The sequence below is a fragment of the Streptomyces xinghaiensis S187 genome (genome assembly GCF_000220705.2).
Lineage (GTDB): Bacteria > Actinomycetota > Actinomycetes > Streptomycetales > Streptomycetaceae > Streptomyces > Streptomyces xinghaiensis.
In genome coordinates this window covers 2,303,730-2,317,482 of the sequence record NZ_CP023202.1, presented here as the reverse complement: position 1 = coordinate 2,317,482, position 13,753 = coordinate 2,303,730, and the positions used below count along the sequence as shown (strand labels likewise).

9 protein-coding genes are annotated in these 13,753 nt (G+C 73.6%); 7 read left to right on the top strand and 2 right to left on the bottom strand.

Features of this window, described 5'->3' with window-relative positions:
- The first annotated feature begins 3 nt into the window (after positions 1-3).
- Positions 4-420, top strand: coding sequence for a VOC family protein (locus SXIN_RS09690; RefSeq protein ID WP_039822351.1), 417 nt, complete (start codon positions 4-6; stop codon positions 418-420).
- A gap of 85 nt (positions 421-505) precedes the next feature.
- Here the strand turns inward: SXIN_RS09690 and SXIN_RS09685 are convergent, their stop codons facing one another.
- Positions 506-1,696: an RNA-guided endonuclease InsQ/TnpB family protein gene (locus SXIN_RS09685; protein WP_095756866.1), complete on the bottom strand. Its 1,191-nt coding sequence runs from the start codon at positions 1,694-1,696 to the stop codon at positions 506-508.
- Between the two features lie 140 nt (positions 1,697-1,836).
- On the opposite strand from SXIN_RS09685, the gene SXIN_RS09680 reads away from it, so the two are divergent.
- The 3 genes from SXIN_RS09680 (at position 1,837) to SXIN_RS09670 (ending at position 7,853) form a co-directional block, all read left to right on the top strand.
- A complete protein-coding gene (locus SXIN_RS09680) occupies positions 1,837-4,239 on the top strand; it encodes an ATP-binding cassette domain-containing protein (RefSeq protein ID WP_019710086.1) in 2,403 nt (800 codons plus the stop codon).
- A gap of 195 nt (positions 4,240-4,434) precedes the next feature.
- The gene (gene lon, locus SXIN_RS09675) at positions 4,435-6,900 is read left to right on the top strand and encodes an endopeptidase La (RefSeq protein WP_019710085.1); all 2,466 of its coding nucleotides are present in this window, start codon (positions 4,435-4,437) and stop codon (positions 6,898-6,900) included.
- 428 nt (positions 6,901-7,328) lie between these two features.
- A complete protein-coding gene (locus SXIN_RS09670) occupies positions 7,329-7,853 on the top strand; it encodes a MarR family winged helix-turn-helix transcriptional regulator (protein ID WP_095756865.1) in 525 nt (174 codons plus the stop codon).
- Positions 7,854-8,092: 239 nt separating this feature from the next.
- On the opposite strand, the gene SXIN_RS09665 is transcribed toward SXIN_RS09670, so the two are convergent.
- The gene (locus tag SXIN_RS09665) at positions 8,093-8,938 is read right to left on the bottom strand and encodes a hypothetical protein (protein WP_095757985.1); all 846 of its coding nucleotides are present in this window, start codon (positions 8,936-8,938) and stop codon (positions 8,093-8,095) included.
- A gap of 423 nt (positions 8,939-9,361) precedes the next feature.
- Between SXIN_RS09665 and SXIN_RS32065 the strand changes: the two genes are divergently transcribed.
- From SXIN_RS32065 to SXIN_RS09650, 3 genes are read left to right on the top strand one after another with little or no spacing between them, the layout of a single operon-like run.
- A complete protein-coding gene (locus tag SXIN_RS32065; RefSeq protein ID WP_238153720.1) occupies positions 9,362-12,781 on the top strand; it encodes a sensor histidine kinase in 3,420 nt (1,139 codons plus the stop codon).
- The gene (locus tag SXIN_RS09655; protein WP_019710083.1) at positions 12,778-13,338 is read left to right on the top strand and encodes a roadblock/LC7 domain-containing protein; all 561 of its coding nucleotides are present in this window, start codon (positions 12,778-12,780) and stop codon (positions 13,336-13,338) included. The genes SXIN_RS32065 and SXIN_RS09655 overlap by 4 nt, the downstream gene beginning before the upstream one ends.
- Positions 13,335-13,751 carry a DUF742 domain-containing protein gene (locus tag SXIN_RS09650; RefSeq protein ID WP_019710082.1) on the top strand — a complete coding sequence of 139 codons (417 nt, stop codon included), beginning with the start codon at positions 13,335-13,337 and terminating at the stop codon, positions 13,749-13,751. The genes SXIN_RS09655 and SXIN_RS09650 overlap by 4 nt, the downstream gene beginning before the upstream one ends.
- Positions 13,752-13,753: the final 2 nt, after the last annotated feature.

Here is a 13,753-nt window from a genome sequence, read left to right as displayed (position 1 = left end):
GGCATGGACATCAAGCTTTCACAGTGCTTCATCGCCGTTCACGACCACGACAAGGCGCTCGCCTTCTACCGGGACGTGCTCGGTCTGGAGGTGCGGAACGACGTCAGCTTCGAGGGCATGCGCTGGGTGAGCGTCGGCGCACCGTCCCAGCCGGAGGTGAACATCGTTCTCGAACCGGCCCTCGCCCATCCGAACGCCTCGCCCGCCGACCAGCAGATCATGGCGGAGCTGCTGGCCAAGGGCCTGCTGCGGGGGGTCATCTTCAGCACCGACGACTGCGACGCCACCTTCGAGCACATCCGCGCCGCGGGCGGCGAGGTGCTCCAGGAGCCGATCGACCAGCCCTACGGGGTCCGCGACTGCGCCTTCCGCGACCCCTCCGGCAACATGCTGCGCTTCAACCAGCCCCGCACGCCGTGAGCTCCGTTCCCGTGATCCCGCACCTGCGCCCGGACGAGAGGGAGAGACGTTGACTTCCTCCACCCGCCTGAAGGCGGGGGATTCCTCACTTCGCAGTGAGGGCTTCCTGCTTCGCAGGCAGTTGCCCCGTCCGGGAGTTCTCCCGCCCAGGTCTTACACCGCCTCCACAGGCCGAGACGGCCAGCCCGGCCGCCTTGAGGTTGCGTGCCGCGTTCACGTCGCGGTCATGGGTGGTGCCGCAGTCGCACGTCCACTCGCGGACGTTGAGCGGCATCTTCTCCGCGATGGTGCCGCAGGCCCCGCACAGCTTCGAGCTGGGAAACCAACGGTCGACCACGACGAGTTCACGCCCGTACCACGCGGCTTTGTACTCCAGCATCGTCCGCATGTCCGTCCAGGCCGCATCCGATATGGCACGGGCCAAGGAGTGGTTCTTGACGAGGTTGCGGACGGTCAAGTCCTCGATCACGACCGTTTGGTTCTCACGGACGAGACGAGTAGTCAGCTTGTGCAGGAAGTCCCGGCGCCGGTCGGTGATCCGCGCGTGCACACGGGCCACCTTGCGGCGCGCTTTCTCGCGGTTGTTCGAGCCCTTCGCCTTACGGGACAACTCCCGCTGTGCCTTCGCCAGCCGGACACGGTCCTTCCGCTCGTGCTTCGGATTGGTCACCTTCTCCCCGGTCGACAGGGTCACCAGGGAGGTCAGCCCGGCGTCGATCCCGACCGCCGAGCTGGTGGCGGGCAGTGGCTCGATGGTGTCCTCGCACAACAGCGATACAAACCAGCGCCCCGCAGCGTCCTTCGACACCGTGACCGTCGTCGGGACGCTGCCCGCAGGCAGTGGACGCGACCAGCGAATGGCCAACGGCTCGGCCATCTTCGCGAGGAACAGCTGACCATCGCGCCACTTGAAGCCGGAGCGCGTGTACTCCGCCGAAGCGCGGGACTTCTTCTTCGACTTGTACCGGGGGTACTTGGCGCGCCTGGCGAAGAAGTTCCCGAACGCCGTCTGAAGATGCCGCAGCGCCTGCTGAAGCGGAACGCTGGACACCTCGGTGAGAAAAGCGAGTTCCTCGGTCTTCTTCCACTCCGTCAGCGCGGCCGAGGACTGGACGTAGGAGACGCGGCGCTGCTCCCCGTACCAAGCGCGGGTGCGCTCTTCCAGCGCCTTGTTGTACACGAGGCGGACGCAGCCGAACGTGCGCGACAGCTCGGCTGCCTGCTCGTCCGTGGGGTAGAAGCGGTACTTGAAAGCCCGCTTGACCTGCTGCGTCATGCCTCACATTCTATCAGCTCCCGTGTCAGCGAGGCGTGTTGGGTAGGTGGGGCAGCGTGCTCCGCCGCCTATCGGCTCCGGGCACGGGATGCGTTTCCTCCCCCGGCTGAAGCCGGGGGTAACCACGCAAGGAGTTTCCGATGAGCACGGCCGGGAGGACGGACCCGCGGCCGCCGGCGCACGCCGCCGACAGCCACGACGTGATCCGGGTCCACGGCGCCCGCGAGAACAACCTCAAGGACGTCGGCATCGAGATCCCCAAGCGCCGGCTGACGGTGTTCACCGGCGTCTCCGGCTCGGGCAAGAGCTCGCTGGTGTTCGGCACGATCGCCGCGGAGTCGCAGCGGCTGATCAACGAGACCTACAGCGCGTTCGTGCAGGGCTTCATGGAGAACCTGGCGCGCCCCGAGGTCGACGTGCTCGACGGGCTGACGACGGCGATCATCGTCGACCAGCAGCGCCTGGGCGCGGACCCCCGCTCCACGGTCGGCACCGTCACGGACGCCGGCGCGATGCTCCGCATCCTCTTCAGCCGGCTCGGTGAGCCGCACATCGGCCCGCCCGGCGCCTATGCCTTCAACGTCCCCTCGGTCCGGGCGAGCGGCGCGATCACCGTGGAGCGGGGCGACAAGAAGGCGGTGAAGGCGACCTTCACCCGCACCGGCGGCATGTGCCCGCGCTGCGAGGGCCGGGGCACGGTCACCGATATCGACCTGACCCAGCTCTACGACGACTCCAAGTCGATCTCCGAGGGCGCGTTCACCATCCCCGGCTGGAAGTCGGACAGCTGGTGGACGGTGCGGCTCTACGCCGAGTCGGGCTTCCTCGACCCGGACAAGCCGATCCGCGACTACACCGAGAAGGAGATGCGCGACTTCCTCCACCACGAGCCGGTCAAGGTGAAGGTCGAGGGCGTCAATCTCACCTACGAGGGGCTGCTCCCGAAGATCCGGAAGTCGTTCCTGGCCAAGGACCGGGAGGCGATGCAGCCGCACATCAGGGCGTTCGTGGACCGGGCGGTCACCTTCACCGCCTGCCCCGAGTGCGGCGGTACCCGGCTCAGCGAGGCGGCCCGGTCCTCGCGGATCGGCGGGGTGAGCATCGCCGACGCGTGCGCGATGCAGATCAGCGATCTGGCCGAGTGGGTCCGCGGCCTCCGCGAGCGGTCGGTGGCGCCGCTGCTCACCGCGCTGGGGCGGACGCTCGACTCGTTCACGGAGATCGGCCTCGGCTATCTCTCGCTCGACCGGTCGTCCGGCACGCTGTCGGGCGGCGAGGCGCAGCGCGTCAAGATGGTCCGCCATCTCGGGTCCTCGCTGACCGACGTCACCTACGTCTTCGACGAGCCCACCATCGGCATGCACCCCCACGACATCCAGCGGATGAACGACCTGTTGCTGCGGCTGCGGGACAAGGGCAACACGGTGCTCGTCGTGGAGCACAAGCCGGAGACGATCGCGATCGCCGACCATGTCGTCGACCTCGGCCCCGGCGCCGGCGCGGCGGGCGGCACCGTCTGCTACGAGGGCGGCGTCGAGGGGCTGCGGGCGGGCGGCACGCTGACCGGGCGGCACCTGGACGACCGGGCCTCCCTGAAGCCGTCGGTGCGGACCCCGGCGGGAGCGCTGGAGGTGCGCGGCGCCGACGCGAACAACCTGCGGAACGTGGACGTCGACATCCCGCTCGGTGTGCTGTGCGTCGTCACGGGCGTCGCCGGGTCGGGCAAGAGTTCGCTCGTGCACGGGTCCCTGGTGGCCGGCCCGGCGGGCGCCGCCCACGGCGTGGTCTCGGTGGACCAGACGCCGATCCGCGGTTCGCGGCGGAGCAACCCGGCGACGTACACGGGGCTGCTCGACCCGGTCCGCAAGGCGTTCGCCAAGGCCAACGGTGTGAAACCGGCACTGTTCAGCCCCAACTCCGAGGGGGCCTGCCCGAACTGCAACGGCGCCGGCGTCATCTACACCGACCTGGCGATGATGGCGGGCGTCGCCACCGTCTGCGAGGAGTGCGAGGGGAAGCGGTTCCAGGCCCCGGTGCTGGAGTACCGCCTCGGCGGCCGCGACATCAGCGAGGTACTCGCCATGTCGGTGGCCGAGGCCGGGGAGTTCTTCGCCTCGGGGGACGCGCGCACGCCGGCCGCGCAGCGCGTCCTCGGCCGGCTGGACGACGTGGGGCTCGGCTACCTCACCCTCGGCCAGCCGCTCACCACGCTCTCCGGCGGCGAGCGGCAGCGGCTCAAACTGGCGAGCCACATGGGCGAGAAGGGCGGCGTCTACGTCCTCGACGAGCCCACCACCGGCCTCCATCTCGCCGATGTCGAGCATCTGCTCGGGCTGCTCGACCGGCTCGTCGACTCCGGCAAGTCGGTCGTCGTCATCGAGCACCACCAGGCGGTCATGGCGCACGCGGACTGGATCATCGACCTCGGCCCGGGCCCGGGCCACGACGGCGGGCGCGTCGTCTTCGAGGGCACCCCCGCCGACCTGGTCGCCGCCCGGTCCACCCTCACCGGCGAGCACCTCGCGGCCTACGTCGGCGCCTGACCGGGGGAGCGCGGCCCGGCAGGACCTCGCGGACGGGCACAGGACCGTCCGCCGGGCCTTCGCCGGGCACCGCCCGGGCTGCTCCCGTGCGACGGGCGGGGGGTGTTCGCTGGGAGCGAACGCGGGCGGGGGAACACCCGGGGCAGCAGAGACATTGAGTCTTTACAGCTCAACTTGCCTGCCGAAGGGGAGATCATGGCTTCGACGTCTACGTCACTCACCCTGCCGGTGCTGCCCCTCGACGACGAGGTGGTTCTGCCCGGCATGGTGGTGCCGCTGGACCTGTCCGACGCGGAGGTCCGGGCCGCGGTGGAAGCCGCGCAGGCCGCCGCGGGAAGCGGCGGGGGGAACGGGGGAAACAACGGGGAGAGCGGCGGCAAGCCGCAGGTGCTGCTGGTGCCGCGGATCGACGGCACCTACGCCGCCGTCGGCACGCTCGGCACCGTCGAACAGGTGGGCCGGCTCTCCGGCGGTGACCCCGGCGCGCTCATCCGCGGTGTGAGCCGGGTGCGGATCGGCGCCGGCACCACCGGCCCGGGAGCCGCGCTCTGGGTCGAGGGCCGCCCGGCCGACGAACCCGGGCCCGACCCGGTGCCCGGTGCCGTCACCGAACTGATGAAGGAGTACAAGGCCCTCGCCGCCAGCTGGCTCCGCAAGCGCGGCGCCTGGCAGGTCGTGGACCGCGTCCAGCAGATCGACGACGCCGGCCAGCTCGCCGACAACTCCGGCTACTCGCCGTTCCTCACCGCCGAGCAGCGCGTCGAACTGCTGGAGACCACCGACCCGGTGGCCCGGCTCAAGCTCGCCGTGAAGTGGCTGAGCGAACATCTGGCCGAACAGGATGTCGCCGAGTCCATCGCCAAGGATGTCCAGGAGGGCGTCGACAAGCAGCAGCGCGAGTTCCTCCTCCGCCGCCAGCTGGAGGCCGTCCGCAAGGAGCTCCGCGAGCTCAACGGCGAGCCGGAGGACGAGTCCGGCGACTACCGCGCCCGGGTCGAGGCCGCCGGCCTGCCGGAGAAGGTGCGCGAGGCGGCGCTCAAGGAGGTCGACAAGCTCGAACGCGCCTCCGACCAGAGCCCGGAGGGAAGCTGGATCCGGACCTGGCTCGACACCGTCCTGGAGATGCCCTGGAACGAGCACACCGAGGACGCCTACGACATCCCCGGCGCCAAGGCCGTCCTCGACGCCGACCACGCCGGCCTGGCGGACGTCAAGGAGCGCATCACCGAGTACCTCGCGGTGCGCAAGCGCCGTGCCGAGCGCGGCCTCGGGGTGGTCGGCGGGCGCCGCGGCGGCGCCGTCCTGGCGCTGGTCGGCCCTCCCGGCGTCGGAAAGACCTCGCTGGGCGAGTCCGTCGCCCGCGCGATGGGGCGGAAGTTCGTCCGGGTGGCGCTCGGCGGGGTCCGCGACGAGGCGGAGATCCGCGGCCACCGGCGCACCTACGTCGGCGCGCTGCCCGGACGCATCGTGCGGGCGGTCAAGGAGGCCGGCTCCATGAACCCGGTCGTCCTCCTCGACGAGATCGACAAGGTCGGCTCCGACTTCCGCGGCGACCCGGCCGCAGCCCTGCTGGAAGTCCTCGACCCGGCGCAGAACCACACCTTCCGCGACCACTACCTGGAGGTCGAACTCGACCTCTCCGACGTGGTCTTCCTGGCCACCGCCAACGTCCTGGAGGCCATCCCCGAGGCGCTGCTCGACCGGATGGAGCTCGTCCGGCTCGACGGCTACACCGAGGACGAGAAGGTCACCATCGCCCGCGACCACCTGCTCGCCCGGCAGCTCGAACGGGCCGGCCTGGCCGAGGGCGAGGTCGTCCTGGAGGAGGGCGCGCTGCGCAAGCTGGCCGGCGAGTACACCCGCGAGGCCGGGGTGCGGAATCTGGAGCGTGCCGTGGCCCGGCTGCTCCGCAAGGCCGCCGCGCAACACGAACTCGGCGAGCTGGAACTCCCCGTCACCATCGGCCCGGACGACCTGCGCCGGTACCTCGGCCGGCCGCACCACGTCCCCGAGTCCGCGCAGGACCCCGAGGAGCGGCGCACCGCCGTGCCCGGGGTGGCGACCGGACTGGCCGTCACGGGCGCGGGCGGCGACGTCCTCTACGTCGAGGCCTCGCTCGCCGACCGGGAGACCGGGGCCACCGGACTCCAGATCACCGGCCAGCTCGGTGACGTGATGAAGGAGTCCGCGCAGATCGCGCTCTCCTTCCTGCGCAGCCGGGGCGCCGAACTGGAGCTGCCCGTGGGCGACTTCAACGACCGCGGCGTGCACCTGCACGTCCCGGCCGGCGCCGTGCCGAAGGACGGGCCCAGCGCCGGTGTCACCATGACGACGGCGCTCGCCTCCCTGCTGTCCGGCCGCCGGGTGCGCCCCGATGTGGCCATGACCGGCGAGGTGTCGCTGACGGGGCGGGTGCTGCCGGTCGGCGGCGTCAAGCAGAAGCTGCTCGCCGCGCACCGGGCGGGGATCACCACGGTCGTCATCCCCAAGCGGAACGAGGCCGATCTGGACGACGTCCCCGCCGAGGTGCTGGAGAAGCTGGAGGTGCACCCGGTCTCCGACGTCCGGCAGGTGCTGCGGCTGGCCCTGGAGCCGGCCGGCACGGAGCGGGCCGGGGACGGGCCGGCGGGAAGCGAGCCGGAACTGCCGCTGGCCGGCTGACCGGTGGGTGACGGGTCGCGGGCCTGCGGTCCGCGGGATCCGGGAGGGACGGGGGTGTCCGCTCCCGGATCCGCCCGTCACCGTCCGCCCCCGTGCCGTATGCGCTGTTGTACGTGCGGCACGGGGGCGGGCGCGCGTCCGGGGGCGCTCGGGCGTGGAAAGGGGCGCGCGTCTCGCGGCGGCACCACCGTCGTGCGCGGGCCACGACGGAGAGGCGGGGCCTGCCGTCGGTGCGGATCCGGCCGTGCGGGAAAGGCCCCCCGCGGTTTCGCCGGTCCGCGCGGGAAGAGAGGCCGGGAAGCGGGCCGGTTGCTGTCCCCGGGCCGGTCCTGCGAAATACTGGCGGGGCACCGCGGCGGCCACGCGACCGCCGAAAGCGAATTCCGCCCCGGAAACGGCGGGAGCGGAAAGCCGGGAGGACTCAGACCATGCGCCGGACCAAAGCCGGAGACGTCCCCCGAACCGGAAGGGCGGCCGGGGAACCCCCTGAGCCGGACACCACCCCCGACGTGCCGGGAGACAGCGCTTTTCTGGCTCTGGAAAGGGAGTTGTCCGTCTTCCTGCGCCGGGCGCGCGCCTCCTCCGGCGAGGTGGCCCGCGAGGTACACCCCGATCTGGAGCCCGCCGCGTACGGGCTGCTGGTGCGGCTGTCGGAGGCGGGGGAGCAGCGGGCCACCGCCCTCGCCGCGTACTTCGGTGTCGGCAAGGCCACCATGAGCCGCCAGCTCCGCGCCCTGGAGGAGCTCGGTATCGTCACCCGCCGGCCGGACCCGGCCGACGGACGTGCCTCGCTGGTGACCCTGACCGAGGAGGGAGCCGGCCGCTTCGCCGCGGTGCGCCGCGCCCGCCGCGAGCGCTACGCCCGCAAGCTGCGGAGCTGGGACCGGGCGGAGATCGCCGAACTCGCCCGCCTGCTGCACCGGTTGAACGGGCTGAGCGGCGCGGAGGACTGAGCCGGCGGCCGGGGGGCCGGGGTCCGGGGCGGCCGTGCGCGGCCCCGGACCCGGTTCTGTCCCGGGCCCGGAGGGGCACGGCTCCGGCGGGCCGGACATTCTTCCGCGTCCGCCGTCTCCTCAAACCTCCGGACAGGGCAGGCCGGTTGAGGGCACCGGCCGAGGGCCCGCCCCGGGAAGACCTCCGGGCCGCCCGCGCCCGCGCACCCCGGCGCACGCGCCGGCGCCCGCGTCCCGCCTCAGAACTCCGCGTGGACGGCCGTCGCGTCGTCGTGCCGCTTGCCGCGCGGGAAGGCGCTGCCCCGCGGGTCCGCGGCCTCCGCCGTCCGTACCCGCCGCACCAGGCCGTCCGTCCCCTCCTCGCGGAGCAGCGCGGGGCAGTCGGCCCAGGTGCCCTCGCGGAAGACCTCGACCCAGCGCCCCGCGCCGTCCGTCAGGGCGGTCAGCGAGCGCACGTCCGCGCGCGGTACGGCGCCGGTCACGGCCCGGGAGGCGACCGACGGGTCGGCGGCGGCCGTGAAGAAGCCGCCCTCCGCGTTGCGCAGGGCCTCCACCGCGCGGACGTACTCGGCGGCCCGCGCGGCGCGTTCGGCGGAGCCGGGCGGCAGGGCCCGCACGGCGGCGCGCAGCTCCGGCACGTGGGGCGGCAGCCGGGACAGCCGGTCGTCCCGCTCCGCCGTGACCCGGCCGTCCCGCCGCTCGACGAGCAGAACGGAGTCGGAGAGCACGAGATACTCCACCTCCCGCTCGTCCCAGCGGGCGGCCACGACCGTCGCCTGTGGGGTTTTAACGTGAGAAAGGTCACAGGCCGTTCGGTGGGCATCGGCGGTGCGTTCGATTGCCTCCGCGAGGCACGTCCGCAAGGTCATATCCCGCCGCGAAACGGACAGTTCGAGCAGCGCCCCGCCGAGCCGCGCGGTGAACCACGGCACTCCGTGTACGCATCCGCCGCCGTCCTCGGGAGGCGTGACGCCGTCCAGCAGGACCAGGGAGCCGCCCGCGCCGGACGCCGGCAGGGCCACCGATACGTAGTCCTCGTTGGGGATGCGGGGATCACCCGGCTCCGTGGTGAGGTCGATGCGCATGCGGTCAGTCTGCCGGACCGTGCCACCGGCCCGGCGGCCGCCGTGACCTGCGGTGACGGCCGGCGCGGCGGGCGGGAAACGGCCGAGGTGCCGGAATTCCCCCGTATTCACCGGCCGGTGGAATGTGCGGGCGCGCATCTTGCCAGTACCGGCTGGCGATTTCCAACCGGCGCTCCCCGCGGCGGCGCCGGAGGCCCGCGCCGGGGTTGTTCGCCAACTCAGGATTGATGTTCACTCGTTCGGGTGGCCAGGCGGGTGATGGGCGGCCCCGTTCACACCGGCGGTGGAATGGTCGAATTCCGTTGCCGGTACGGGGAGAACGCCCGTCGGCGCTCCGCGCTCCAGGGGTACGAGGAATGCGAGCGGTCGCCGGCGCCTCGGCCCTGCGGAGACGAGACAAGATTGCGAGCACCGGTGCGAAGAATGCGGCCTCGGGGCAAGGAACGTGAGTCGGCACGGACCGCGGGGTCGGCGTCCGCACCGCCCGGGAAGCGCGCCACCAAGGTCCGCAACCGGCTCGTGGTCTCGGTGGCCGTGGTCGCCGCGGCCGTCGCCGGTGCCGGCGCACCCGCCGTCATCGCCGCCTCCTCCGACCTCAACGACTCCCAGCGCCTGGTCACGCTCTCCGAGCTGAACGCGCAGGCCGTCGTGCTGGCCCACTCGCTGGCCGACGAGCGCGACACCATGACGCGCTTCGTCGCCGCGGGCCGCGCCGCCGGCTCCGGCAGCGCCACCGGTATCTCGGAGAAGCGGCGCGCGAGCGTCGACCGCCGGCTGGAGGAGATCCGGGAGAACGCCCCGGGCGCCCTGGACCGCCGGCTCGCGGAGCTCCCGGACATCCGGCAGTCGGCGCTCACCGGCTCCGGCCCGGCCTCCGAGACCTTCGCCCGCTACACCCAGCTGGTGCAGGCGCTGCACGGCGTCTCCGCCGACCTCGCCCGGCGCATCCCGCCGCGCGCCGCCGACGGCCCCGCCGACGCGCTGTCCGGGCTGGGCCGTGCCGTGGAGCAGGCCGCCGCCACCCGCACCCTGCTGCTCGGCGCCCTGGCCGCGGGCGGCGAGGGCGAGCTGACCGCCACCGCGCAGCGCACCCGCGTCCAGGAGCTCGCGGCGGTCGCCGACTTCCGGCAGACGGCCCCGGCCGCCGCCAAGGACAGCTACGACGGCACCGTCAACGGCGACGAGGCGGACCGGGCCGAGCGCTACCTCAAGGTCCTCACCGACCAGCCGCAGCTCTCCCCGGCCGAACTGGCCCTGAACCAGAAGCGCGTGGACACCGCCCTGTCCGGCCGGATCGACCTGATGCGCGCCGCCGAGTCGGCTCTCACCACCGAGGAGTCCGCCCGGCTCGCCGCCCTCCGCGACGACGACGTGCGCTCCCTGGAGCTGGCCGTCGGGCTGCTCGCCCTCTGCGTGCTGGTCGCGGTCGGCTCCGGCATGTCCGCGGCCCGCTCCATGACCCGGCCGCTGGCCGTGCTGCGGCTCGGGGCCCGGCGCGTCGCCGCCGACCCGGTCGGCGAGGAGCCGGTGAAGTTCACCGGCCGCAACGACGAGTACGCCGAGGCCGTGGGCGCCGTCAACGAGCTCCGCGCCAAGGCGGAGGGCTTCCACCGCGAGCTGGAGAAGCTCCGCGCCGAGCGCGGCGGCCTGATCCGCGAGCGGCAGAAGCTCGCCGACAAGCGCGACGAGCTGGCCCGGCAGAAGAGCGATCTCGCCGAGCGGCTCACCGGCCTCCAGGACCGCGTGCACAGCAGCTTCGTCAACCTGTCGCTGCGCACCCTGGGTCTCGTCGAACGCCAGCTCGGCCTGATCGAGGGGCTGGAGGAGCGGGCGAACGAGCCCGAGCACCTCGACGCCCTCTACAAGCTCGACCACCTCGCCACCCGGATGCGGCGGCACAGCGAGAACCTGCTGGTCCTCTCCGGCGCCGAGCACACCACCACGCACAGCGCCTCCGTGCCCCTGCTCGACGTGCTGCGCGCCTCGGTCAGCGAGATCGAGCGCTACGAGCGGGTCCGCATCCAGTCGCTCCCCCCGCACGCCCGGGTCGCCGGGTTCGCCGCCGACGCGCTCAGCCACCTCGTCGCCGAACTGCTGGAGAACGCCGCGGCGTTCTCCCCGCCGGAGGACGACGTCGAGCTCTCCGGCTGGCAGCTGGAGAACGGCGAGGTGATGCTCTCCGTCGAGGACCGGGGCATCGGCATGACCGAGGAGCGGCTGGCCGAGGTCAACGCCCGGCTCGCCGACCCGGACGGCGAGGCCGCCGGTGCCGACGAGGACGCCCTCGGGCTCGGCCTGTACGTGGTCGCGCGGCTCGCGGCGCGGCACGGCATCCGCGTCGAACTGCGCGACCAGGCGCAGGGCGGGGTGACGGCCGTCGTCGTGCTGCCGACCTCCCTCCTGCCGACCCGGCCGGAGCCGTCGCACGTCCAGTCCGGTGGGACCAGGGCCACCGGCGTCTCGCTGCCCGGCTCGGTGGCCGAGGCCAACTCGAACGCCCTGCCGCACCGCCGCGGCGGCTCCCTGCCCCGGCGCGGGGACACGGCGGAGCCCGGAGCCGGAGCGGCCGCCGCGGACACCGGTACGGCCGGCGGAGCGGCGGACGGGACGGCGGACGCCGCCGGCGCGGCCGCCGGACCGGGCACGCACCCCGGGGCCGCGGAATCCGACGGGAGCTCCCCGGCGGACGTCCCCGTTGCCGCCGCCGGGTCCGCCGAGTCCTCCGGGCCGGCCCCGGCCGCTCCCGCCGGGGCCGCCACTTCGTCAAGCTCCCTGCAGAGTGAGCCGGTTGCGGCCCCGGACTCCGGCGCGGCCCCGCTCGCGGGCCCCGCTGCCGACGGAGCCGTAGCCCCGGACCCGGCCCCCGCTCCGGTCCCGGCCGCCACCGGCACCGGAGAGGCGGGCCGTGCCCCGGCCGGTGAGCCGGCCGCGGACCGTGCCCCGGCGGAGGAGTCCGGCGCGGAGCCCGCCCCCGGTTCCGTACCGGCGGACGCGGACACCCCCGGCGCCGGAACCCCGGACGGCCTCGGCGCGCACGCCGGACTCGCCCGGAGCGCGGAGCACGACCCCCTGGTCGCGGCCGCCGAGGAGGCCCTGCGGGCGGCGGAGGCGGAAGCCGGAAGCCCCGGGGGGAGCCTCGCGGGAGCCTCCGGCGGCTCCCTCGCGGAAACCCACGGGACGACGGCGGACGCCCCCGGCGGGACGGCCGCGCCGGGCACCGCACCGGCCGCCCCGGAGCCCACCGCCCCGCCCGCCCCCGACGCCGGTGACTCCCCGGCCGCCGACGACGACGACCCGTACGGCATCCGGCGCACCGGTTCCGGCGAGGAGCAGCACGCGCGGGCCTCGGACGACGCCGGGTTCGCCGGCATCGACGAGCCGACCCAGTCCTTCCGGCTGCCCCCGCCGCTGCCCCGTCCGGACACCGGACCGGCCGAGGTCCCGCACACCCCGGACACCCCGGACGGCACGCACACCACCGGAACCGGCCCGGCCGGGCAGGACACGGCCGCCCCGGACTCCGCCACCCCCGGCTCCGCCGCCCCCGGAAGCCCGGCGGCGGACCCGGCCCCCGGCACCGGGAGCCCGGCCGCCCCCGCCAAGCGGCTGACGGACAAGGGACTCCCCAAGCGGACGCCCAAGACCGTGGCGGCGCAGACCGGCCCGGTGCGGGCGCGGGCGAGAGGCGTGGACGCGGAGGCCCTGCGGCGCAAGCTCGGCGGCTTCCAGCAGGGGTCACGGCACGGTCGGCGCGACGCCGACGCGGAGATCGCCGAGAAGACCGGTGAGCACCGCACGGGGGCACCGGACGACGGTGGCACAGTCGAGGAGGCACGCGGTTGAACGCGTACACGAAGGCGGGCTCGGAGCCGCACGGTTCGCAGGGCCTCAGCAGTGAGGCCCGCAACCTGCACTGGCTGCTGACGAACCTGGTCGAGGAGGTGCCCGGCGTCCACTCGGTGGCCGTGGTCTCCTCCGACGGCCTGCTGCTCCTCAGCTCAGACCCGGGCATGGGCGTGCTGCCGGCGGACGCCGCCGGAAACGGCGCCGGAAACGGGAACGGGCGCGGGGGCGGCACGACCGCCGCCGACGACGGCAGCGGCCCCAAGGGCTCCAGCGCCGACCTCGCCACCATCGTCTCCGGCGTCGGGGCGCTGACCCACGGCGCCTCCAAGCTCATGGACGCCGGCCCGGTGAAGCAGACGATGATCGCGATGGACGAGGGCAGCGTCTTCGTCATGTCGATCAGCGACGGCTCGCTGCTCGGGGCGCACGCGACCCCCGACTGCGACATGAGCGTGGTGGCGTACCACATGGCCCTCTTCGTCGGCCGGGCCGGACACGTCCTCACCCCCGAACTCCGCAACGAACTGCGCCAGTCCCTGGAGAGCCGCACGTGACAGCCCCCCGCCTCCCGGTCCGCACCGCGGACCGCGGCCAGCAACGCAAACCCGCCCGGGTACGCCCGTACTCGCTGACCGGCGGCCGGACCCGCTTCGGGCACGTCCTGCTCGTGGAGACCTTCGTCGCCGCCATCGAGGCACCGGAGGACCGCCCGGAGCTCACGGCCGGCAACTGGGCCGACCGCGTGATGCCCGAGATGCGGGCCATCGTCGAGCTCTGCCGGAAGATGCGCTCCGTCGCGGAGATCTCCGCGCTGCTCCGCATCCCGCTCGGCGTGGTGCGGGTACTGCTCAGCGACTTGGCCGACCAGGGAAAGATCCGCGTGTACGCGAACGGTGCCGGCACCGAGACCGGCCGCCCCGACCGCGCACTGCTCGAAAGGGTCCTGAGTGGACTTCGCAGGCTCTGACA